Source organism: uncultured Chloroflexus sp. (assembly GCF_937951745.1).
Lineage (GTDB): Bacteria > Chloroflexota > Chloroflexia > Chloroflexales > Chloroflexaceae > Chloroflexus.
In genome coordinates, this window is sequence record NZ_CALFBQ010000003.1 from 106,398 (window position 1) to 127,878 (window position 21,481).

The 21,481-nt window shown below is 58.5% G+C and carries 21 protein-coding genes and 1 pseudogene; 19 read left to right on the forward strand and 3 right to left on the reverse strand.

The window, feature by feature from the left end:
• Positions 1-125 precede the first annotated feature (125 nt).
• The 3 genes and pseudogenes from Q1A59_RS18110 to Q1A59_RS01180 all read right to left on the reverse strand — a co-directional run.
• Positions 126-324 (reverse strand): annotated as a pseudogene (locus tag Q1A59_RS18110) (transposase); the annotation flags it as partial.
• A 383-nt stretch (positions 325-707) separates the two neighbouring features.
• A complete protein-coding gene (locus tag Q1A59_RS01175; RefSeq protein WP_298405975.1) occupies positions 708-1,688 on the reverse strand; it encodes an alpha/beta fold hydrolase in 981 nt (326 codons plus the stop codon).
• The gene (locus Q1A59_RS01180; protein ID WP_299643471.1) at positions 1,678-2,502 is read right to left on the reverse strand and encodes a ParA family protein; all 825 of its coding nucleotides are present in this window, start codon (positions 2,500-2,502) and stop codon (positions 1,678-1,680) included. Before Q1A59_RS01180 ends, Q1A59_RS01175 begins: the two co-directional genes overlap by 11 nt.
• A gap of 218 nt (positions 2,503-2,720) precedes the next feature.
• Between Q1A59_RS01180 and Q1A59_RS01185 the strand changes: the two genes are divergently transcribed.
• From Q1A59_RS01185 to Q1A59_RS01275, 19 genes are all read left to right on the forward strand, one after another.
• The gene (locus tag Q1A59_RS01185; RefSeq protein ID WP_298482796.1) at positions 2,721-4,226 is read left to right on the forward strand and encodes a Ppx/GppA phosphatase family protein; all 1,506 of its coding nucleotides are present in this window, start codon (positions 2,721-2,723) and stop codon (positions 4,224-4,226) included.
• Positions 4,227-4,276: 50 nt separating this feature from the next.
• A complete protein-coding gene (gene nrdR / locus Q1A59_RS01190; protein ID WP_298405979.1) occupies positions 4,277-4,753 on the forward strand; it encodes a transcriptional regulator NrdR in 477 nt (158 codons plus the stop codon).
• A gap of 20 nt (positions 4,754-4,773) precedes the next feature.
• Positions 4,774-5,673 (forward strand): restriction endonuclease, encoded by a 900-nt coding sequence (locus Q1A59_RS01195; RefSeq protein WP_298405980.1) that lies wholly within the window; start codon positions 4,774-4,776, stop codon positions 5,671-5,673.
• A 6-nt stretch (positions 5,674-5,679) separates the two neighbouring features.
• Positions 5,680-6,432, forward strand: a complete 753-nt coding sequence (fabG, locus tag Q1A59_RS01200; RefSeq protein ID WP_298405981.1) for a 3-oxoacyl-[acyl-carrier-protein] reductase — start codon at positions 5,680-5,682, stop codon at positions 6,430-6,432.
• Positions 6,432-7,799 (forward strand): acetyl-CoA carboxylase biotin carboxylase subunit, encoded by a 1,368-nt coding sequence (accC, locus tag Q1A59_RS01205; RefSeq protein ID WP_298405983.1) that lies wholly within the window; start codon positions 6,432-6,434, stop codon positions 7,797-7,799. The genes fabG and accC overlap by 1 nt, the downstream gene beginning before the upstream one ends.
• 18 nt (positions 7,800-7,817) lie before the next feature.
• Positions 7,818-8,267: a transcription antitermination factor NusB gene (nusB, locus tag Q1A59_RS01210; RefSeq protein WP_298405984.1), complete on the forward strand. Its 450-nt coding sequence runs from the start codon at positions 7,818-7,820 to the stop codon at positions 8,265-8,267.
• A gap of 30 nt (positions 8,268-8,297) precedes the next feature.
• Positions 8,298-8,546 (forward strand): acyl carrier protein, encoded by a 249-nt coding sequence (locus Q1A59_RS01215; protein WP_066785478.1) that lies wholly within the window; start codon positions 8,298-8,300, stop codon positions 8,544-8,546.
• Positions 8,547-8,723: 177 nt separating this feature from the next.
• Positions 8,724-9,425 carry a twin-arginine translocase TatA/TatE family subunit gene (locus tag Q1A59_RS01220; RefSeq protein ID WP_298405987.1) on the forward strand — a complete coding sequence of 234 codons (702 nt, stop codon included), beginning with the start codon at positions 8,724-8,726 and terminating at the stop codon, positions 9,423-9,425.
• Positions 9,422-10,225: a twin-arginine translocase subunit TatC gene (tatC, locus tag Q1A59_RS01225; protein ID WP_298405989.1), complete on the forward strand. Its 804-nt coding sequence runs from the start codon at positions 9,422-9,424 to the stop codon at positions 10,223-10,225. The genes Q1A59_RS01220 and tatC overlap by 4 nt, the downstream gene beginning before the upstream one ends.
• 94 nt (positions 10,226-10,319) lie before the next feature.
• Positions 10,320-10,733 carry a zinc ribbon domain-containing protein gene (locus tag Q1A59_RS01230; protein ID WP_298405991.1) on the forward strand — a complete coding sequence of 138 codons (414 nt, stop codon included), beginning with the start codon at positions 10,320-10,322 and terminating at the stop codon, positions 10,731-10,733.
• 239 nt (positions 10,734-10,972) lie between these two features.
• Positions 10,973-12,649: a hypothetical protein gene (locus tag Q1A59_RS01235; protein ID WP_298482794.1), complete on the forward strand. Its 1,677-nt coding sequence runs from the start codon at positions 10,973-10,975 to the stop codon at positions 12,647-12,649.
• Positions 12,650-12,729: 80 nt separating this feature from the next.
• The gene (locus Q1A59_RS01240) at positions 12,730-13,731 is read left to right on the forward strand and encodes a MoxR family ATPase (protein WP_298405470.1); all 1,002 of its coding nucleotides are present in this window, start codon (positions 12,730-12,732) and stop codon (positions 13,729-13,731) included.
• Positions 13,731-14,606, forward strand: coding sequence for a DUF58 domain-containing protein (locus Q1A59_RS01245; RefSeq protein ID WP_298405467.1), 876 nt, complete (start codon positions 13,731-13,733; stop codon positions 14,604-14,606). The genes Q1A59_RS01240 and Q1A59_RS01245 overlap by 1 nt, the downstream gene beginning before the upstream one ends.
• Positions 14,603-15,073 (forward strand): DUF402 domain-containing protein, encoded by a 471-nt coding sequence (locus Q1A59_RS01250; protein WP_298405465.1) that lies wholly within the window; start codon positions 14,603-14,605, stop codon positions 15,071-15,073. Before Q1A59_RS01245 ends, Q1A59_RS01250 begins: the two co-directional genes overlap by 4 nt.
• Before the next feature lie 41 nt (positions 15,074-15,114).
• On the forward strand, positions 15,115-17,034 hold the full coding sequence (locus Q1A59_RS01255; RefSeq protein WP_299643482.1) for a VWA domain-containing protein: 1,920 nt from the start codon (positions 15,115-15,117) through the stop codon (positions 17,032-17,034).
• 123 nt (positions 17,035-17,157) lie between these two features.
• Positions 17,158-18,324, forward strand: a complete 1,167-nt coding sequence (locus Q1A59_RS01260) for a carboxylate-amine ligase (protein WP_298405461.1) — start codon at positions 17,158-17,160, stop codon at positions 18,322-18,324.
• 24 nt (positions 18,325-18,348) lie between these two features.
• Complete coding sequence (locus tag Q1A59_RS01265; RefSeq protein ID WP_298405459.1) at positions 18,349-19,497, forward strand: acyl-CoA dehydrogenase; 1,149 nt, start codon at positions 18,349-18,351, stop codon at positions 19,495-19,497.
• Between the two features lie 66 nt (positions 19,498-19,563).
• A complete protein-coding gene (gene rpoD / locus Q1A59_RS01270; RefSeq protein WP_299643486.1) occupies positions 19,564-20,757 on the forward strand; it encodes an RNA polymerase sigma factor RpoD in 1,194 nt (397 codons plus the stop codon).
• Between the two features lie 409 nt (positions 20,758-21,166).
• On the forward strand, positions 21,167-21,481 hold a 315-nt coding region (locus tag Q1A59_RS01275), incomplete at its 3' end, for a class I SAM-dependent methyltransferase (protein ID WP_299643489.1).

Sequence of the window (21,481 nt, forward strand, 5' to 3'; positions counted from 1 at the left end):
CGGCCAAGGGTTTTGACAACCGCTCATCATCGCGTGCCAACCGGCGAACGCGCGCCATTCATGGACGAGTGCGGTGCGCTGAGTAGAGACGGTGCAATGCACCGTCTCTACTGGGAGTCGGTGGGCCACGGCGGCAGATCGGTGGGCAGCATGCGCGTTGGAGCGACGTTGCATTGCAACGTCGCTACGCCCGTGCGGACGCTCCAACGCCATCTATTCACAACCTCACGCAGCGAGTGGTCGCGCTGCGGAGCGTCTTCAGTCATGAAGGTTAGGTAGAGAGCGATGAAGGCTCACATCGCGTGGATAGGCTTGGTGTGTCAGGCTGAACGCATCCCACGTTTATCTCCGAAGTGCATAACAGGCTCTAGCTCGCTTCTCATAGGGAAGAGGGGACCACTCTCCCGTAAGGCGGAATGCATTCCTCTCAACAATTCAGAGCGAAATGGCCCCACCCCGGCTTCTCCTCCGTGTCGGTGAATGGGGCTACTGTCATTGTGCAGGCGCAGATCGCTCGCAGCAATCTCTGGCTGCGAGGAGACGAGGTGAATAGATCCCGTTCCTGTCAATCTGCTGGATGCCGGAGGTGCCTCCACCCCCGACCTCTCCCCCACGTGGAGATGTCTGTCATTGCGCGGGTGTGCAGTGATCGCAGTAATCGCCCGCAAGCACGCGGCACATCCCTGCTGGGGAGAAGGGAGATGGGGTCACGCCATTATCATCTCGCGTACTAGCCGCTGACACTCAACCGGATGCTCAATTGGTGGTAAATGACCACAAGCAGGGATCAATTCCACTTTTGCCGATTCGATAAATCCTGCTGCTGCCTGCACATCGGCAGGACGGATGATCCGGTCGTCTTGTCCGCTGATGAGCAACGTAGGGGCTTTGATCGCCTGCAACCGGCGCTTCAGTGTCGGATCGGCAGGCATTGTCTGCATTGTAACGTACATTCGGCTATCAGCACGCGCATGGTCGGACAGATACGCATCCCAGCATGCCGGATCAGCCGGTGGCCCGGCCAGCAGCCACGCCGCCATCAACTGATTGGTTAATGGAGTCCCGACTGCCCAGCCCGTCCACGTATTGATCAGGGGACGAGCAAGGCCGAGGAAGACATCGAATGGGGTGCGAGTGAGGGCGAGAGTGAGCGCATCAGGGGTACTAGGCCGTACACCAAAGCTGACGAGAATCAGTTGACTTACCCGTGCCGGATGAGTTGCTGCGACTATCGCTGCCACACCGGCACCCAGTGCGTGACCAAGCAGATCAAATCGACGCAGTCCTAGTGCATTGGCGAACGCAATGATCTCATCGGCCAGCATCGCTAACGTTGGAGCGCTACTCCGCGCCGGTGACTCACCGCAACCGGGCAGATCGATAGCGTAGCCGGTACGGATGTCTGCCAGACCGTTCAACACATCACGCCACAAATGACCGGATGCGCCAACGCCATGCACTGCTATCAATGGTGGCCCTTCACCGATACGGCGATAACGCAATGGGCCATTCACGGTACGCACCGTTGCTATTTGCATGGTGGTTGCTGCTGTTGAGAGCCGTAGCCCGTGTCCGCGCACAATCGTATCACGTTCCGGCAGAGGAGACTCAGCAGCTTGATCGGCAGAGGACACCGAGATGCGCAATCCGCGTCCACGCCGGATCGATTCGTTTGTTTCATCGGCCATACTGTTCCTCCAATTCGGTTGCCAAGGCGGCATACGCCTGCGCGCCAGCGCTCTGTGGGGCAAAGGTCGCAATCGACGCGCCGGCTGCCGGCGCTTCAGCCAACCGGATGTTGAAAGGAATGACCGTCTTGAAGACCAGATCGCCGTATTGTGCCCGCACTTGCTGCTCGATCTGCTGGCTCAAGTTGGTGCGCCGGTCAGCCATTGTACAGACAATCCCGCCGATCCGTAACGGCGGATTAATCTCGCGCACCAACGCGATCGTCGCTTCAAGCGGCGGTAGGGCGCGCAAGGCGTAAGCGTGCAGTTGCAGCGGCACCAGCACCATCTCGGCGGCGGCCAGCGCATTGAGCGCAAACAAGCCGAGGCTCGGCGGCGGATCGAGCAGAATGTAGTCGTACTGACTCTGGGCGGCGCGCAAGGCCTTGCGCAAGAGCAATTCGCGCCCTACCCTCCCGGCCAATTCGAGTTCGGCTCCGGCGAGATCGAGCGAGGCTGGAATGAGATCCAACCCGTCGCTGAGGGTGCGAGTAGCGAAAGCGCTCCCGTGTTCAGGGTTGAGCAAGACTTCGTAGACGCTGTATTCCAACCCCGCCGGGTCAACTCCAAGCCCTTGCGTCAGGTTAGCCTGCGGGTCGAGATCAACCAGCAGCACCCGTCGCCCGCGCGCCGCCAACATGACCCCTAGATTCAGCGCCGTCGTCGCCTTGCCGACGCCGCCTTTTTGCATTGCCAACGCGATCGTGCGCGCCATAATCTGCACCATGCCATGCATCATTCCCAACACCATTGATTGTACCGTCCAAAGTAACATAGAGAGCCTCACGGCGGTGCAGCTCTTAGGCGCCGCCCCACCCCCGCCCATGCCGCGCCGAAGGCGCTGCTGAGTCGTGGTCCCTATGTTGTCATTTGACAGCATCCCCGCCTCATTCCATAATCCTTATGCAGCAATCGCAACGTGCCGTTGCGTTGAATGGCAGAGCTGTCTTTCCGAGCGACTCACAGCCTCGCCTAACCGCTAGGACTACCACTATGAAAAAAATCGGCGTGATCGATCTCGGTTCCAACACCACACGCCTGATTGTGATGGCATACGAGCCGGGCTACAGCTTCCGGCTCACTGATGAGGTGAGCGAAACCGTGCGCCTCGCCGAGGGGATCGGCCCGTCGCGCATGCTCCAGCCGGTGCCAATCCGGCGGGCGGTTGAAGCCCTGCGGATGTTCTATTCCCTCTGCCTATCTACCGGTGTTGATCAGGTGATCGCGGTCGGTACTAGTGCCATCCGCGAGGCGGCCAACCAAGCCGAGTTTTGGGCCGCCCTGCGCGCGGCCACGCCGCTCGATCTGCGTATTATTTCGGCGGAGGAGGAAGCCTACTTTGGCTATCTGGGCGCGATCAATGCCTTGCCGCTGCAAACCGGTGCTCTCTTCGATACCGGCGGCGGTTCGACACAGGTCATGGCGGTTTACGATCGTTCGCTCACCCGCAGTTTCTCGGTACAGGCCGGCGTCGTGCGCTTTACCGAACAATTTGTGCAGAGCGACCCCATTAGCCGCGCTGACCTTCGCCGGCTGCGCGAAGCCGCCCGCGCCGCCTTTGCTCCGCTCGATTGGTTGCCCGACCTGCACCACGGCAAGTTGGGCGGGATGGGTGGCACGGTGCGCCAATTGGCCCGGATTGACCAAAAGCAGCGTAACTACCCGCTCGAACGGGTGCATGGCTATGTACTAACCCGTGAAGCGCTCGAGCGGATGATCGATGAACTGGCCCGCCGTCCGCGCCGTGAACGGCTCCAAATTCCGGGCATGAAAGAGGAGCGGGTGGATGTGACGCTGGCCGGCGCGGTCATCATCGCTACCTTAATGGATCGTGGCGGCTTCTCCAGCTTGCTGGTCAGCGGCCAAGGCGTGCGCGAAGGCATTTTCTACCAACACTTTCTCGCCGACCAGCCGCAACCGCTCCTAGCCAATCCACGTCGGTTTAGCGTGCTTAATCTGGCCCGGCTCACGCACTATGAACCCGAACACTGCGCCCGTGTCGCTCACCTCAGCCAGTCGCTCTTCGATCAACTAGCCCCCTTGCACGGCTACGGCGCGTGGGAACGGGAATTGCTTGGGTATGCCGCCATCTTGCACGATGTAGGCGTGAGTGTCGGCTACTACGACCACCACAAGCACGGCGAGTATCTGATTCACAACGCCACGCTGCTTGGTTTCAGCCACCGCGAAATTGTGATAATCGCCAGTCTGGTGCGCAACCACCGCAAAGGCTGGAGTGGCCCGGCCCCCTATGCGGCGATTGTCACCCCGGATGATGAAACGCGCATCGCCCGCCTCAGCGCAATGCTGCGGTTGGCCGAGTATCTTGAACGCAGCAAGAGCCAGATAGTGCGCGATGTACGGGTGCAAATCGGTGAAGCGATTACGATTGATATCATTGCCGATGGTGATGCCCACGTCGAAATTTGGGAGGCTACTCGCCGCAGTGGCCTCCTCCGCCGTAGTTTCGGACGCGAGGTGCAGATCAGGGCGGCATAAGCGTGTGCTATAATGCGTGTTAAAGACACTTGAAGGAGTAGACATCGTTCATGCGGTGCCCGTTCTGCCACTTTCCAGAGACCGATGTGATCGATACGCGCAAACTCTACGAGGGCGAGGTGATCCGGCGCCGGCGCAAGTGCCGCGCCTGTAGCCGTCGCTTCACCACCTATGAGCGGATCGAATCGGTGAGTCTGATGGTGGTTAAAAAGGATGGCACCCGCGAACCCTACGATCGCGAGAAGATCGCTCGCGGTGTGCGTACGGCCTGCTATCGCCGCCCCGTATCGGCGAACGCGATCGAACAATTGGTAAACGATGTCGAGGCGATGGTCATGGCAACCGACGAACAAGAGATTAGCTCGCAGGTGATCGGTGATGCGGTCATGCGCCGGTTACGCGATCTTGATGAAGTCGCCTACATCCGGTTCGCTTCGGTCTACCGCGCATTCACCGACATCGGCAAATTGCGTGAAGCGGTTGATGAATTATTGGAACGCGAAGGCGATCGCAATGGCCGTCCATAATTGACAATGTAGAGGATTCTATGAGCGTCGAGACGACACCGCAGCCGGTGTCAGAACCAACAGCGAAGCCGTCTTTCCTCCAGCGCCTTGCCCATTCATTTCGCTCGATTGAATGGGTACAAGTGCTACTGGTTGGCCTTCTTACCGCCATTGCGTGGTGTTCGCTCTTTTTGGCCAACAACATTTTGCAGATTCTCGCAGGGGTGGTGCCGGTGCTGGCCGGCATCTATCTGGGCCGCAAGGTGCGCGGCGAGTATCTGGCCAATGGCCTTGCCCTCGGGGTAGTAACATTTCTCTTTGGGCTGGCCATTATGGCCGGGTACGGGTTGGTTGGTCAAGCCGGCATTGCCCCGATGCCGGTGATTCAGCTCGATCCTGATCAACCAGCAGCACCGGCCACGTTGATAGATCTGATCACGATCTACTTTATCTTCTCGGCGTTTGCTTTGATCCCCTTCCCTGCATTCGGCACCGTGATGTCGGGCCGGGCCGAAGAACGCAACCGCCAGTTGCAGAAGGAGATCGCCGAGCGTGGTGGCCGCCTCGAACGCCCCAACGTGGTGCGCACGCTCGAAGACTTGCAAGGGTTGTCGCTGCCCCAGTTTGGCTCGTATGTCCTTAATCTCTTTCGCAAGAAGGGGTTTGAGTTCAAAGATTATCGCTTTATCGACAAGGATAAGCACCTTGATCTCGAACTGACCTACGAAGGTGTTACATATCTACTCCGGCTGTCGGTTGCCGATAAGGTGCGGCCCGGTACGCTTGAAAGCCTGTTGCAAGATATGAAGCGGATGGGCATTCCGAAAGGGTTGGTCATTACGTCAACTGAGTTCACGCCCGATACCGTCAAGGCGGCCAGCGGGCGACGCAATGTACTCATTATTGATGGGGCGACATTGTTTGCAATGGCAGAGGGGTAAAAGAGCATGCTGCTTGATCTGAGCGGGCGGGTTGCGATTGTCACCGGCGGCAGCCGCGGGATTGGCCGCGCTACCGCCGAACGGTTGGCAGCCAGCGGGGCGACGGTCGTGGTCAATTACCGTGGCAATGCTGCGGCGGCCGCGGCAACCGTGGCGGCTATCACTGCTGCCGGCGGCAAAGCGATAACCGTGCAGGGTGATGTGAGCCAACCGGCTGATGTCGAGCATTTGGTGAAAACAACATTGGAACAGTTTGGTCGGATCGATATTCTGGTCAACAATGCCGGCATCACCCGCGACAATCTGCTCTTGCGAATGAAGGAGAGCGATTTCGATGAGGTGATCGCAACCAATCTGCGCGGTGCCTTTCTCTGTACTCGCGCGGTGCTGCGCCCGATGACCAAGCAGCGCTTCGGCCGGATTATCAATATCACCTCGGTGATTGGGTTGATTGGCAATGCCGGCCAAGCGAACTACGCTGCGGCCAAGGCGGGAATCATCGGCTTTACTAAATCGACTGCGCGCGAGATGGCAAGCCGTGGTATTACCGTCAATGCAATTGCTCCCGGCTTTATCGAGACTGAGATGACCGATGCCCTCAACGAAGAGACGCGCAAAGCCATTTTGGCAACGATCCCCCTCGGCCGGTTCGGCCAGCCGGCTGAAGTGGCGGGATTAATCTGTTTTCTGGCCTCTGATGCCGGCGCATATATCAGCGGGCAAACGCTGACAATCGACGGCGGGATGGTGATGTCCTGATGATTCGCAAAGTGTTAGTGGCTAACCGCGGCGAAATTGCCGTGCGTATCATTCGGGCTTGTCAGGAGTTGGGTATTCGTACCGTTGCGGCGTACAGTACTGCCGACCGTGATTCGTTGGCAGTACGACTGGCAGATGAAGCAGTTTGTATCGGGCCACCGCCACCGGCGAAATCGTACCTCAACGCGCCAGCGTTGATTAGTGCGGCGCTAATCTCAGGCTGTGATGCAGTGCATCCCGGTTACGGCTTTCTCTCGGAAAACCCGTATTTTGCTGAGATGTGCGCTGACTGCAATCTGATCTTCATCGGACCGCCGCCTGAGCCGATCCGCTTGATGGGTGACAAAGCGATTGGTCGGGAGACGATGCGCAAAGCGGGAGTGCCTACCGTCCCCGGCTCCGATGGCGAGATTCGTTCATTCGAAGAGGCGATCGATATTGCCCGCCAGATCGGCTATCCGGTATTACTCAAGCCGTCTGGTGGTGGTGGTGGGCGCGGTATGCGCGTGGCGTATGATGAAGCCGATTTGCAACGTGCCTACCCCACCGCTCGCGCTGAAGCCGAGGCTGCCTTCGGCAACGGCGCGCTGCTGCTGGAAAAGTACCTCACCCGCGTGCGCCACGTCGAGATTCAGGTGCTGGCTGACCAGTACGGCCACGCGATCCACCTCGGCGAACGCGACTGTTCGGCCCAACGCCGCCACCAAAAGATCGTTGAGGAAGCGCCATCGCCGGTTGTTACGCCAGAATTGCGCGCCCGTATGGGCGCCGATGCGGTGCGCGGTATCCAGTCAATTGGTTATGTCAATGCCGGCACGCTCGAATTTCTGCTCGATGAGCAGGGGAATTACTATTTCATCGAGATGAACACGCGCATCCAAGTCGAGCACCCGGTGACCGAACAGGTGACTGGCGTCGATTTGGTGCGCTGGCAGTTGCTGATCGCCAGTGGCGAACGCTTGACGCTGCGGCAGGAAGACATTACAATAGCGCGGCACGCGATTGAGTGCCGGATTAACGCCGAGGATCCGGAGCGTGACTTTTTGCCGGCCAGCGGCGAAGTGGAATTTTATCTACCACCCGGCGGCCCCGGAGTGCGAGTTGATTCGCACCTCTACTCAGGGTACGCGCCTCCCGGTAACTATGACTCGTTGCTGGCAAAAATTATTACGTTCGGCGATACTCGCGATGAAGCTCTGAACCGGATGCGGCGAGCACTCAATGAGTGTGTGATTACTGGGATCAAAACAACCATCCCGTTCCAATTGGCGTTGATCGATGATCCGGATTTCCGGGCGGGACGGATTCACACTGGATATGTGGCCGAACTGCTGCGCCAGTGGAAGGAGTCACTCAATCCGGCATAGGCCAGTGGCGGGATGCGTATGGGGAGGGCGAGATTGGCCAGTCAGCGGCATCGAGTGCGGATCGCAGCCTTGCAGATCCTGTTTGAAGTTGATGAAACCGATCACGCGATTGATCAGGTGCTCGAACGCCGGCTTGCCGATGAACCAATGCCGCCTGAGAGCGCCGAGTTCTTGCGCCGCCTCGTCTTTGGCGCATGGGAGCACCGTTCGTATCTCGACCGGATTATCGAAGAAGCGGCACCGAACTGGCCGGTTGCTCAGATGCCCGGCGTTGATAAGGCGGTGCTGCGGATCGCTCTGTTTGAGCTGCTCATTGATGATATTGAGCGGACGCCGATGAAGGCAGTGATTAATGAGGCGGTCGAACTGGCCAAACAGTTCGGCAGTGATAATTCCAGCCGGTTTGTAAACGGCGTGCTCGGCACGGTAGTTATTCGCTACCTTGCCGAGCGCGACGATGGGGAATAGCCGTCTTTGAAAGGAAGGAACACAACCAGTATGGCTTCGCCTGAGATGGAGGAGCGCCTGCGCAAGATTATCGTGGATCAGCTCGGCGTTGATGAGGCGCAAGTGGTGCCGAGCGCGTCGTTTACGAAGGATCTGAATGCAGACTCGCTCGATTTAGTTGAGCTGATTATGTCGATTGAGGAAGAATTCGGCGTCGAGATCCCCGACGAAGAGGCGGAGAAGATCCAGACGGTCGCCGATGCGCTGAAATACCTCGAAACCCATCAGAGCAACGAGTAGCAGTGAGTTGATTTCGGATTGTAAGGCAAGGATACGCGGCGGGTAAAACGACCCGCCGTTGTTTGTTTGCGGGTCATTGCCCCAGATGAGCAGCGTCGGCGCTTACACCCTCCGCACAAACCGCGCGCTGTGGTAAGATAGTAGTAGCATGGTATCACCGGCAAACTGCGGAGTTGTATGGAGATCTTCAACGTTCATCTGCCTGAACTGATTCTCATCGCCGGTCTCGCGCTCGTGCTCTTTGGCCCAGAACGGTTGCCAGAATTGGGGCGCTTCGCCGGTAAGCAGGTGGCGAAATTTCTTGCGTGGCAGCAACAGTCGCCTGAACTGCAAATGATTAACGAGATGCGCAACGAGTTTGAGCGCGAGATCGCCCAATTGCGCGATGAATTAGTGCGGACGCGCAACCAGCTCGATGTGCGTAACGATGTCCAAGCGATGGTCGATGAGGTAAAAGCCGTTGGCGAGCAGGTGCAAACCACACTGAACGAGGCCTTGCCAGCCGCTCAGCCAACTTTACCTCCACCTGATGCAGCGCCGCCAGCGCAACCAACGATCCGCCCACCGGCACAAGCGCCTATACCGGCAGCAATGCCCGTCGAGCCGGTCACCAACGACGGTGGTGTTGCCCAACCCATTACCGATGAAGATCGGATGCTCTTTGCTGATGTGGCAGCTCCGGCGGCGACCGCACCTGCCCAAAACGCTGCGGAACCGGTCACGCCTACCGAGATCAGTGAACTACTGGCCCGGCTGAATGGGTTGGCGGCTGAACTCCAGTCGATTGTCTTGCAGTTGCAGGCGCGCGGCTTGTTGGATCAACACTGGCAACCGACCGTCGCGCCGGCACCCGTTTCTGAGGAGACTGTCACGCCATGACTACCAAACCGGCCAAAGCAGGCCAAGCCGATGAGACGTCGATGACGCTGATCGAGCACTTGATCGAGCTACGTAGCCGGATCGTCAAGGCCGGCATCGGCGTGCTGATCGGCATGGTGTTTGGATTTATCGCAGTGTGGCCCCAAGGCCCGATCAAACTGATCGATATCCTTATCTTGACCTTTGCCCCGATCAACGACCGCTTCGCCCCAATCCAGTCAGTCGGCACCACCGAGCAGTTCACCAGCTACATGAAGGTGGCGTTATTGGTTGGCGTGATTCTGGCGATGCCGGTAATCGTTTACCAACTGCTGGCCTTTATTGTGCCGGGTCTGACCGACAGCGAACGGCGGCTGATCTACCGCGCCTTGCCCTTTGTGACCTTTTTCTTCCTTGCCGGGATTGCCTTCGGCTGGTTTGTTACCACACCCGTCGCCATTCAGTTCCTGATCGGCTTTTCCGACTCGCCGCTGATCCAAACCCAACCGACGCTGTCTGATTTCCTCGAGACGGTATCGATGTTGTTGTTAATCAACGGCGTGGTGTTTGAATTGCCGATCATTATCTACGTGCTCGCGTATCTGAATGTCACCACCGCTAAGCAATTGGCAAGCTACCGGCGCTATGCGCTGGTAGTGGTCGTGATCATCGCGGCGTTTATTACTCCGACCGGCGATCCGGTGAATCTGATGTTGCTGGCGTTGCCGATGTATCTGCTTTATGAGGTTGGCGTGATTTTGGCACGGTTTGTGCCGGCGGCCCAAGCGCCGCGCAAAGCCAAGCGCAACATCGAGGCATAGGCGTATCAGGTGTAACGGTACAGCTCTGCTGTGTCCACAGGGAGCGCATTGCTATACTAGAAGGCATCAGCATCAATGGTTGGAGGTGAGCGTTATGGTGGAACGGATTTGTCCGGCCTGTCGCCATGGCAACCCGCTTGAGAACCGGTACTGCGGCGCGTGCGGCGCAGCGCTCACGGGTAATGATGCGTTGGCCCCACGCGAACCGAGCGCCTTGGCTCCCCGCACCTTGTCACTCTCGCCGGCGCAGATGCGCCAGATCGGCGCTGCGCTGGCGCTCGGTGCGGCCACGCTGGCAGTCGAAGTTGGCAAGGCATGGCTGCGCCGCCGGATGGGGACGCCGGCGCCGGTTGCGCCGATCACCACCGTTCCCCAGAGCGCGATCACGCCTGTCGCTGAACCGATCAGTGTGACGACCACAATCATCAGCCAGCGTGTGGTTGAGATTTGGGAGCGTGGTGAATTGGTGCGGCAGGTGGTTGAGCGGCATGTCTGGCGCAAAGATTAGCTGCAAACCGGCGCAGTGAAACCGATAACGTGCGGCGCAGGTCGAGCTTTTCCCTTCTAAGCCTAGTGGCACATCATACTGCTACCGGTGGGGCAATGCGCTATCAGCGTTGGTGCCCCATCAGCAGCACCCAACGATGTGCGTTTTGCTGTGACTATTCCCCGGAACCGGCGCGGGTCTGGCAGCGTCATCCATAGTGTGGTACGATACTCTTACCACCGATATAGGAAGGATTGGCGATGACGCAGGCGATAAACCCTTCAACGTATCAGCTATTGCGCCGGCAGTTGCGCCCGCTGAGCATCAAACTGCGCCTGAGCGATGGCATTGTACTGGCAAGCCGCACCCTATGGATGGCGCTAACCGGTAGCGCACTGGTGGCTGCCATCGGCTGGATGACGCCGGTGCCTCATTTGCTATGGTGGGTGTTGGTACCGATCGCGTTGTGGTTTGTAGCCATCGTCGGCGTCAGCGCATTCCGGCCACTACCGCCGCGCCGGGCTGCACAGCGGGTTGACCGCATCCTCAACCTGCGCGAACGGCTCTCGACGGCGATTGAATTGTATGAGACCGGCGCGGATACGCCGCTCGCTCCTTACCAACAGGCTGACGCGAGCGCGCTAGCGTTGCAGCTCCATCCGCGCCAGATCCCGATCGTGGTGCCGCGCCAGCCATTGCTATTGGCGCTGCTGCCGGCGCTGGTGACGGTTGCGTTACTGACGCTGCCCAACCCGATGAACCAGATCTTGGCCGAGCGCGCCGCGGTCGCCGAGATGATCGAACAGGTCAATCAGCAATTGGCGGAATTAGAACAAGAGTTGGCCGCGCGTGATGATCTCACGCCCGAACAACGGGCGGAATTAGAGGCGATCCTGCGCCAATTGCAAGCTGAATTAGCCCGCAACCCCGGTGATCGCCAAGAGGCGCTGGCCGATCTAGCGCAGGCCGAAATGCGCCTGCGCCAACAGCTTAATCCGCAAACCGACGTGCGCCAAGCGGCGCTGGAACAGTTGGCGCGCCGATTGGAACAGCTCTCTAATAACCCGACTTCGCCCCGCCCAACGCTTGACCAGTTGCGTCAACAACTTGAGAACTTGGCGGCCAGCCTCGATCAGATGAGCGCCGCAGAGCGTGAGGCGTTAGCCCAAGAACTGGCTCAACAGGCTGCGCAACTCGCGTCGGCGGATCGCGCCACCGCGCAGGCTTTGCAAGATGCAGCACAAGCCCTCGAACGCGGCGACACCCAAGCGGCTGCCGAGGCATTGCAACAGGCTGGCCAACAGGTGCAGAATGCCCAAGCAGCTATTGCTAACCAGCGCGCAGTGCAACAGGCGCTGAACAATACCCAAGCGGCTCGCCAACAAATTGCGCAGGCCGGCCAACCCGGCCAAGGCCAGCAGGCCCAGCAGGGGCAAGGACAGGCTCAACAAGGCCAAGGGCAAGGCCAGCAAGGACAGGGGCAGGCTCAACAAGGCCAAGGGCAAGGCCAGCAAGGGCAACAAGGGCAACAAGGCCAACCCGGGCAAAGCCAGCAAGGCCAACCCGGGCAAGGCGGTGGCTCGACTGCTGACAATCTCGGCCAACAACAGAGTAATGCGCCGGGCAATGTCGATCCGAATCGGCCAAGTTCGCAACAGGGGCAAGGGCGCAACGATGGATTGGTGTACCAACCCTTCCGGCCCTCCGGCCAAACCGGTGATCCTGATTTTATCGCCGGCCAGCAGGGCAGCAGCGGCAGCAGCGAGGTGCGTCCGGGTCAAGGGCAGCAGGGTGGGTTGAATAATCCGTCGGTCATTCCTTACGAGCAGGTGTTTCCTGAATACCAGCGCACGGCGACGGAAGCGATCGATCGCGGCAGCGTACCGATTTACTTACAAAATCTCGTCCGCGAATACTTCTCGCGGCTAGAACCGTAGCAAGCTAGGCGCTCGCTACCGGTGTCTGCTTGCCTAAAACGTTTGACGCTACCTTACATCCATACGAGGAGGACATCAGCATGACCGCTGCTTCGGAAGCTGCGATCGCCATGACGCCGGAAGAGTTTCGGCAACGCGCGCAACAAATCGAAGCCGAAGTCGCGCAAGTGATTGTCGGCCAGCACGAACTGATCCGGCAGGTGATTATTACGCTGCTCGCCGGCGGGAATGCGCTGCTCGAAGGCGTACCCGGCTTGGCGAAGACTACGCTGGTGCGCACCTTGGCCGATGTGATCGACTGCAAGTTCTCGCGCATCCAGTTTACGCCCGATTTGATGCCGGCGGATATTGTCGGCACCACGCTGATCAGTGAGGACGCCCATGGCCATAAGTCGTTCCGCTTTGAGCCGGGGCCGATTTTCGCCAACTTAGTGCTGGCCGATGAGATCAACCGTGCTACGCCGAAGACCCAGTCGGCGTTGCTCGAAGCAATGCAAGAGCGCACAGTGACCGTCGCCAAGACGATCCATCAGCTACCCCGTCCCTTCTTCGTCTTGGCAACCCAAAACCCGCTGGAGATGGAGGGGACGTACCCGCTGCCGGAAGCGCAGCTCGATCGCTTCTTCTTCAAGATCCACGTCGCTTTCCCAACAGCAGCCGAACTGGTCGAGATTGCTCAACGCACGACCGGCGCTCGCCAGCCAGTAGCTCGTCACGTCGCCGATGGGCAGACTATCATCCAGATGCAAGAGCTGGCGCGCACAGTGCCAATCGCCAGCCATGTGCTGGCCTACACGGCCCGGCTGATCACGGCCACCCATCCTGAAGGCAAAGATGCGCCGGCGGTGACCAAACAGTATGTGCGTTATGGCGCGTCGCCGCGCGGGATGCAGACCTTGATTCTGGCCGGCAAGATTTTAGCATTGCTAGATGGGCGCTATAACGTCTCGTTTGGCGATATTCGCTTGGCAGCCTTACCGGCGCTACGCCACCGGGTTGTGCTCAACTTTGAAGCGCAGGCTGAAGGGATCAGTGCTGACGAGGTGGTCAAGGGCGTACTGGAAGCGGTCAAGGAGGAGTGATGGCCGAGCCGTTGCTCACAGCCACTTTCCTACGCAAGCTCGATCGGTTGGCACTGCAAACCCGGCGCGCAATGGCCGGTGATCTCCAAGGCGAGCGGCGCAGCCCAAAACGCGGCTCGTCGGTCGAATTTGCCGATTTTCGCCCGTACACAACCGGCGATGATATTCGTCAGATCGACTGGAACCTTTACGCCCGCGCTGAACGGTTCTACCTGAAGCTGTTTGTGGCCGAAGAAGAACTCAACGTTCACCTGCTGGTTGACACCAGTCGCAGTATGGCGTGGGGCGAGCCGGAAAAGCTGCACTATGCGCGTCAGATTGCGGCGGCATTTGGCTATATTGCGCTTAGCAACCTTGATCGGGTTAACGTGACTGCGTTTGGCGGGCGACCGGCGGCGGTGAGCGGGATTCGCGGCAAACGCGGCGCAGTGGCGCTATTTGAGTTCTTGCAGCGGCTCGAAGCCGGCAGTAGCGCTAACCTGACCCAGTTCTGTCGCAACTATATTCAGACTGCGCGTAGTGCCGGCCCGCTCTTGCTCTGTTCTGATCTGTTTGATCCGGGTTGGCGCGATGCTCTGCGCGCATTAAGTTCGCGCCCATTCGAGATTACCGTGATGCACGTGCTCGCGCCGCAAGAGATTGATCCGCCGATTGAGGGTGATATTCGTCTGATTGATAGCGAGGGGGGACCAGCGGTAGAAATTAGTGCCGATCTCGATGTATTGCAACGTTACCGCGAGTCATTGCGCGCATGGCAAAGCGAGATTGAGGCATTTTGTAGCGGGCGGGGCATGCGCTATGTGCCGGTGAATACTGCTGAACCGATCGAAGATTTCGTGTTTGGCCAATTGCGCCGGGCCGGTGTAATCCGATGATCGAAGTGCGGTTGATCAAACCAAGGCGCGGCCAGATTATCCGCTATCAAGCAACCGTGCTAGCGCGCGATGCGCAGAGCGTGACGGTACAGGCCGAGTGGCGGTTAGGGCGGGTCGATCTCGGTCTGTTTAGCATCGAGCCGGGGGATGTGATGATCGAAACGTTCTACACCAACCGCTGGTATAACATCTTTCGCGCCCAACGGCCCGATGGTGTGACGCGGGGATGGTATTGCAACCTTGCTCGCCCGGCCCGGATCGATGATGATGTGATCGAGACGGAAGATTTAGAGATCGATGTGATCGTGAGCGCCGATCGCCAGTGTGTCGAGATTACCGATCTAGCAGAGTATGAAGCGCGCGGGTTGGCGTTAGCTGAACCGGATACCGATGCGGCGTTGCGCGCGGCGATTGCCGAATTGCGTGATTTGATTGTGCGTGGTGAACAACCATTTAACGTCTCTTAGGGATAGAGCGACGCTCTGTCTCTACAGATGGGTACACGAGTATGTCATTCCTTGCTCCATTAGCGTTGCTTGGCGCAGCAATTGTCGGCCCGCTGATCGTGGCGATGTATTTGCTCAAGTTGCGCCGCGAAGAGCAAGTCGTCTCATCAACCTTTCTCTGGCAGCGCATGGTGCGCGATATCGAAGCGAATGCGCCGTGGCAGAAGTTGCGCCGTAATGTACTGCTGTTTTTGCAACTGCTGCTCATGCTATTGTTGGTGCTGGCCTTGGCCCGGCCTTTCCTGCCCGTCACCGGTATTAGCGGCGCGAACCTGATCATTATTTTCGACCGCTCGATCAGTATGCTCGCTACCGACGAATCGCCGAACCGGTTAGAGGCGGCGCGCCGGCAGGCGCTAGCGCTGATCGATCAACTACCGGATAACGGGCGGGCGACAATCATCACCATTGGCGGCCAGATGGAAGCGCCAATCGCCTCCTCAAGCGACCGGCGCGAGCTACGGCGCGTGATCGAGCGCATTCAACCGAGCTACAGCGGCCAATCCGATCTCACCCAAGCGTTAACGCTAGCTTCAGCATTGGCTGCCCGCGAACCTGACAGCGACGTGGCGATTATTTCCGACGGGAATGTGATCCTACCCGACGGGTTGCGGGTACCGGCGCGGGTGCGTTACTTCCCGATTGGCCGTTCATCCGACAATGTGGCGATTAACGCGATTGCACTTCAACCCGGCCCCTTCAAGCAGAACCTGTTCGTGCAGGCGATCAATTATGGCAGCAGCCCTGTCACTCGCCGGCTCTCACTCTATTACGATGGTGTTCTTTCAAATGCAGTGGATTTGACGATCGATCCGGGTCGTGAACGAAGTTGGATCGAGGCGATTCCGGCAACCGTAGCAGTAGTCGAGGCGCGCCTTGATGAACATGGCGATGCGTTGCCGGTGGATGATCGGGCCTACGCAGTTAGCCCGCAACGCGAGATTGTGAAGGTGCGGTTAGTGAGCGACGGCAATCGCTTTCTCGAAACCGGCCTTGCGCTGCTACCCGGTCTTGAGGTGACGCGCGTGCCGACGACGACCCTGACATTTACCGAAAGCGCTGCCGAAGTGCTGCTGACCATCTTTGATGGGGTAGTTCCTACCGAGCTGCCCCCCGGCAATCTGCTCTTCATTGGCCCGCTGCGTAGCACCGAACTCTTCTCGATCACCGGTGAATTTGACTTTCCGCTGATCCGCCCGGCGGCGCTGGAAGATCCGCTCTTGCGCAATGTGCGGCTCAACGACATCAATATTCTCCGTGCGCCGCGCATCGTACCCGGCCAATGGGCGCGGGTGATCGTCGATAGCGATGGCGGCCCGCTCTTGCTGGCCGGTGAGCGCGAAGGCCGGCGAATTGTGGTGTTGGCGTTCGATCTACACTTGTCAGATTTACCGCTCAATATTGCCTTCCCAATCTTGCTCTCGAATATGATCGAGTACCTCTTGCCGGTGAGCAGCGTGCAACTGACAACCGGCCAACCGATTGTGGCGCCGGTTGATAGCACGATCGAAGAGGTACGGGTCATCCGGCCCGATGGCCGGGTCGCTAGCTCACGCGATGGGCAGGTGCAGGTACAGGCGAACCAAACCTTCTACACCGAAACCGATCGACCCGGTGTCTACACGCTCGAAGAACGGCGCGGCAACGAAGTCATCGCCAGTCGTCGCTTTGCCGTCAATCTCTTTGCTCCCAATGAATCGCAGATCACGCCGCAACGTGATCTAACTATCCCGCAGCTTAGCGGCGCGCAGAGCACGGTTGCCCGTGAGCGCGATGGTCGCCAAGAGATGTGGCGCTGGCTGGCATTGGCGGCGCTGGGCGTGCTGTTAGTGGAATGGCTCTACTACCAGCGGAATACGATCGCCTTGCTGCGCGAACGCTGGCGGCGGCGGACGGCCACTAAGGCCAACATACAACCGTGAAGTGTGGCAGTGAGACTGTCGCACTTCACACCTTCCTATTGCTTGCCCCACACAGCACCAAGACACGATATAATACAACATACCGGTGACAAACCAATCCCAACCATCAGCGAGGAGTGTGCGGTGAGCGTCTACAACCCCAACGATGCCGATTTTGCGTTTACGATCGGGATCGAAGAGGAATACCAAATCGTCGATCCTGAAACCCGCGAGTTACGGAGCTACATTACTCAGATCCTCGAACCGGGACGCACGATCCTGCGTGAGCAGATCAAGCCCGAAATGCACCAAAGTATCGTCGAAGTCGGCACCCGCCCTTGCCGCACTATCAGCGAAGCGCGGGCAGAGATCACCCGTCTGCGCGGCGCAATCGCCGGACTAGCAGCCCGTCACAATCTGCGCATCGTCGCTGCCGGCACCCATCCCTTTTCGTCGTGGATGCAGCAAGAGATCACGCCCGACGAACGGTACCATATGGTCGTGGGTGAGATGCAAGATGCCGCATTGCAATTGCTTATCTTCGGCATGCATTGCCACGTCGGTATGCCGAACAACGAGGTGGCAATTGAATTGATGAATGTCGCGCGCTACATCTGCCCGCACTTGCTGTCGCTCAGCACCTCATCGCCATTCTGGATGGGCCGCAATACCGGTTTCAAGTCGTACCGCAGCGTGATCTTTAGCACCTTCCCGCGCACCGGCATCCCGCCGACGTTCCATTCGGCCAGCGAATTTGAGCGGTATGTCCAGTTGTTGATCAACACCGGCTGTATCGACAACGGCAAGAAGATTTGGTGGGATCTACGCCCGCATCCGTTCTTTGGAACGCTTGAATTCCGGGTTTGCGACATCGCCACCAAGGTCGAGGAGTGTCTGGCGTTGGCTGCAACGATGCAGGCGCTGATCGTCAAGTTTTACACCATGTTTGAAAACAACACCACCTTCCGCGTCTACCGGCGCGCCTTGATCAACGAGAACAAATGGCGCGCGCAACGCTGGGGTCTCGACGGCAAACTGATCGATTTCGGCAAGCGCAAAGAGGTTGAGGCCAAGGCGCTCGTGCATGAAATTGTCGAGCTGGTTGACGATGTGGTTGACATGCTCGGCTCGCGCAAAGAAGTCGAATACCTGCTCACAATTGTTGATCAGGGTACCAGCGCCGACCGCCAATTGCGCGTCTTTGCCGAGACCAACGATTTGAAAGCAGTGGTGGATAATCTGATCGCCGAGACGATGGAAGGCGTGCCGGTGATGAGCTTTGAAGCCGAGTCGCAAGCAACGCACGGATAAGCATCTTTAGCAAAGAGGCTCGATATGGAGATTGAACTGACGCCCGAACAGGAATTTATTCGCCAGACGGTGCGCGAATTCGCCGAGAAAGAGATCGCCCCCAAGGCACGCTACGTTGACGAGCACAGCGCCTTCCCGCACGAGACGTTTGCGAAGATGGCACAACTTGGCCTGATGGGGTTGCCCTTTCCTGAAGAGTACGGCGGGGCTGGGGCCGATAGCGTCAGCACAGCGATCGCGATCGAAGAAGTGGCGCGTTGCTGTGGCAGTACGGCATTGGCCTACGCAGCCCACATCGGTTTGGGCAGCGCGCCGATCGCGATGTTCGGCACCGAAGAGCAAAAGCGCCGATTTTTGACACCGGCAGCCAAAGGCGAGTATCTGGCCGCGTTTGGCCTCACCGAACCGCATGCCGGTTCGGATGCCGGTGCTACCCGCACGACCGCCCGCCTAGTGGGTGACGAGTGGGTCATCAACGGCCAAAAGATGTGGATTACCAATGCGCCGCTGGCCGGCCACATCATTGTAACGGCAGTAACTGATCCCGATCTGGGCAAGAAGGGGATTTCGGCGATCATTGTGCCGCGCGGCACACCGGGCTTGAGCTTCGGCAAGCACGAGCCGAAGATGGGTTTGCGCGGCTCGGTTAGCACGGCGGTGATGCTAGACGATGTGCGGGTGCCGCGCGAACATTTGCTGGGTGAACGGGGGCGTGGGTTTATCCAGTTCTTACAAGTGCTCGACGGTGGCAGAATTGGTATTGGCGCGATGGCAATTGGGTTAGCACAAGCGGCGTATGAAGCTGCTGTTGCTTACGCCCGTGAACGCACCGCGTTTGGCAAGCCGATCGGCGCTCACCAGTCGGTTGCCAACATGATTGCGAATATGGCCGTTGATCTCGCTGCCGCCCGCGCGCTGGTCTATGGCGCAGCTAAGCTGAAAGATGCCGGCAAGCCGTATACCCGCGAGGCGGCTATAGCCAAACTCTTCGCCTCGGAAGCTTCGGAACGGATCTGCCGCGATGCCATCCAGATTTTCGGCGGGTACGGCTACAGCCAAGAATACCCGGTAGAACGGTTATACCGCGACACACGCCTCTTGACTATCGGTGAAGGCACCTCGGAAATCTTGCGCAACGTGATTGCGCATTCGGTCCTTGGCCTGCGCGGGTAACAGCTTGTGCTACAATAAAGAACGCACGGTAGCCAGTGCCCGTTTGGTCTCAGACGAGGAAGTAGTATGACGCAGAGCCAGCCCGAGACCGACCGCGCCAGTCCTGCGATCAATGCAGCCGATCTGCAGGCCCTGATCGCGCAGGGACGGCAGCGAGGCTTTGTCACATTCGAGGATATTCAGCGGCTGGTTCCCAACCCAGACGAGTCGATCGAGCTGATCGACAGTATCTATGCCGCCTTGGCCGAGGCCGGTGTCCCCGTCCAAGATGGAGAGGAACCGGCGCTCGATGATCTGCCGGCGCCGCCAACAATGGATCTGGAGCTCGATGATGAGTTATCAGATGCGTTGTTGAGCGATAGTGTGCGGCTCTATTTGCACGAGATTGGGCAGGTGCCGCTGCTCACTGCCGAACAGGAGAAGCGGCTCGCTCAGTTAATCGAGCGCGGCCAAGCTGCTGAACGAAAATTGGCGACACTTCCGCCCGATAGCCCAGAGGCGGAGCGTTTGCGCGCGCTAAAGGCACAAGGCGAAGAAGCGCGCCAACAAATGGCGGCAGCGAACCTGCGTTTGGTGGTGAGCATCGCCAAACGTTATCGCGACCGTGGGTTGCCCTTGCTCGACCTGATCCAAGAAGGGAGCCTTGGCTTGTTGCGCGCGATCGAGAAGTTTGATCACACTAAAGGTTATAAGTTTAGCACGTATGCTACATGGTGGATCAAACAGGCCCTGTCGCGCGCGTTAGCCGATCAATCGCGACTGGTGCGCTTGCCTGTCCATCTCGGCGAAACGCTGAACCGGATTCAGGCCGCGCGCCGCCAGTTGACTCAGTCGCTTGGGCGTGAACCGACCGACGCTGAGTTGGCTAATCATCTGGGAATGAGCGAGGAAAAGCTGCGCGAGTTGCGGCGGACAGCGCAGGATCCGGTATCATTGGCGACACCGGTTGGGGAAGAGGCTGATAGCACGTTGGCCGACTTTATCCCTGATCCCCATGCGCTCGATGCGGATGATGCCGCGGCAAGCGGTATGCTGCGCCAGCAGATCGCTGCTGCACTCGACCAGCTTAGCGAACGCGAGCGACGAGTGCTCGAGTTGCGTTATGGCTTGGCCGATGGCCAACCACGCACGCTCGAAGAGGTTGGCAAGGCGTTTGGTGTGACGCGCGAGCGGGTGCGTCAGATCGAAGTCAAGGCGCTGCGTAAGTTGCGCCATCCCCGGTTGGGCAAGCTGCTGAAGGATTACCTCGACCAGATTTAAGTGGACAAAGCTTTATGAGAGCCGGAGCAGGACAACGATTGCTCCGGCGTTATTTTTATGTCAAACAAAGCCTACGATGATGTCTGTTCAATTTCACAGGATGGCTTGGCATTGGCAAAGATTCGCATTACAAGTGCGCCTTGCTATGCGCTCACCGGCTCCGACACGCCGACTGATCGATTTGGTTGTCGCCAATGCCTTATTTAGGTTGCCAATCACTGCACGTAAACGACTCTTTGCCGGTCAGGAGGCGTTCTGCCCGATCTGCGAGACGCACATATCCGGTTTTCTCACGCTGCATCGGCCCTACCACCGTTGGTGTCCGGTATGCCGCTCGTTGCAGCGACATCGCTTGACATGGCTTTTCCTCAAGCGGCACGGCTTACTCACAGCTTATGAGCCGCAGACAATGCTGCACTTTGCTCCGGAACCGGGATTAGCAATGCGGCTCGCTCGTGTACCAACGTTACGCTATATCACGGTCGATTTGACGCAACCAACGATGGTAAGAGTAGATATAATAAACCTCCCTTTCCGTGATAATGAATTCGATAGCATTCTCTGTAGTCATGTGCTTGAACATGTACCACGTGATGAACAAGCAATGCGAGAGCTATATCGTGTACTCAAACCATCGGGCGTCGCTGTGATTCTGGTGCCGATCAAGGGCAAGCAAACGATTGAAGATCCCAGCATTACCGATCCGATCCTCCGCGAGCGATAT

What these genes read in the sequence shown, in the direction of transcription:
- Q1A59_RS01175 (WP_298405975.1), bottom strand. Translation starts at nt 1,688, where the DNA reads ATGGCCGATGAAACAAACGAATCGATCCGGCGTGGACGCGGATTGCGC.
- Q1A59_RS01180 (WP_299643471.1), bottom strand. Translation starts at nt 2,502, where the DNA reads ATGTTACTTTGGACGGTACAATCAATGGTGTTGGGAATGATGCATGGC.
- Q1A59_RS01185 (WP_298482796.1), top strand. Translation starts at nt 2,721, where the DNA reads ATGAAAAAAATCGGCGTGATCGATCTCGGTTCCAACACCACACGCCTG.
- nrdR (WP_298405979.1), top strand. Translation starts at nt 4,277, where the DNA reads ATGCGGTGCCCGTTCTGCCACTTTCCAGAGACCGATGTGATCGATACG.
- Q1A59_RS01195 (WP_298405980.1), top strand. Translation starts at nt 4,774, where the DNA reads ATGAGCGTCGAGACGACACCGCAGCCGGTGTCAGAACCAACAGCGAAG.
- fabG (WP_298405981.1), top strand. Translation starts at nt 5,680, where the DNA reads ATGCTGCTTGATCTGAGCGGGCGGGTTGCGATTGTCACCGGCGGCAGC.
- accC (WP_298405983.1), top strand. Translation starts at nt 6,432, where the DNA reads ATGATTCGCAAAGTGTTAGTGGCTAACCGCGGCGAAATTGCCGTGCGT.
- nusB (WP_298405984.1), top strand. Translation starts at nt 7,818, where the DNA reads ATGGGGAGGGCGAGATTGGCCAGTCAGCGGCATCGAGTGCGGATCGCA.
- Q1A59_RS01215 (WP_066785478.1), top strand. Translation starts at nt 8,298, where the DNA reads ATGGCTTCGCCTGAGATGGAGGAGCGCCTGCGCAAGATTATCGTGGAT.
- Q1A59_RS01220 (WP_298405987.1), top strand. Translation starts at nt 8,724, where the DNA reads ATGGAGATCTTCAACGTTCATCTGCCTGAACTGATTCTCATCGCCGGT.
- tatC (WP_298405989.1), top strand. Translation starts at nt 9,422, where the DNA reads ATGACTACCAAACCGGCCAAAGCAGGCCAAGCCGATGAGACGTCGATG.
- Q1A59_RS01230 (WP_298405991.1), top strand. Translation starts at nt 10,320, where the DNA reads ATGGTGGAACGGATTTGTCCGGCCTGTCGCCATGGCAACCCGCTTGAG.
- Q1A59_RS01235 (WP_298482794.1), top strand. Translation starts at nt 10,973, where the DNA reads ATGACGCAGGCGATAAACCCTTCAACGTATCAGCTATTGCGCCGGCAG.
- Q1A59_RS01240 (WP_298405470.1), top strand. Translation starts at nt 12,730, where the DNA reads ATGACCGCTGCTTCGGAAGCTGCGATCGCCATGACGCCGGAAGAGTTT.
- Q1A59_RS01245 (WP_298405467.1), top strand. Translation starts at nt 13,731, where the DNA reads ATGGCCGAGCCGTTGCTCACAGCCACTTTCCTACGCAAGCTCGATCGG.
- Q1A59_RS01250 (WP_298405465.1), top strand. Translation starts at nt 14,603, where the DNA reads ATGATCGAAGTGCGGTTGATCAAACCAAGGCGCGGCCAGATTATCCGC.
- Q1A59_RS01255 (WP_299643482.1), top strand. Translation starts at nt 15,115, where the DNA reads ATGTCATTCCTTGCTCCATTAGCGTTGCTTGGCGCAGCAATTGTCGGC.
- Q1A59_RS01265 (WP_298405459.1), top strand. Translation starts at nt 18,349, where the DNA reads ATGGAGATTGAACTGACGCCCGAACAGGAATTTATTCGCCAGACGGTG.
- rpoD (WP_299643486.1), top strand. Translation starts at nt 19,564, where the DNA reads ATGACGCAGAGCCAGCCCGAGACCGACCGCGCCAGTCCTGCGATCAAT.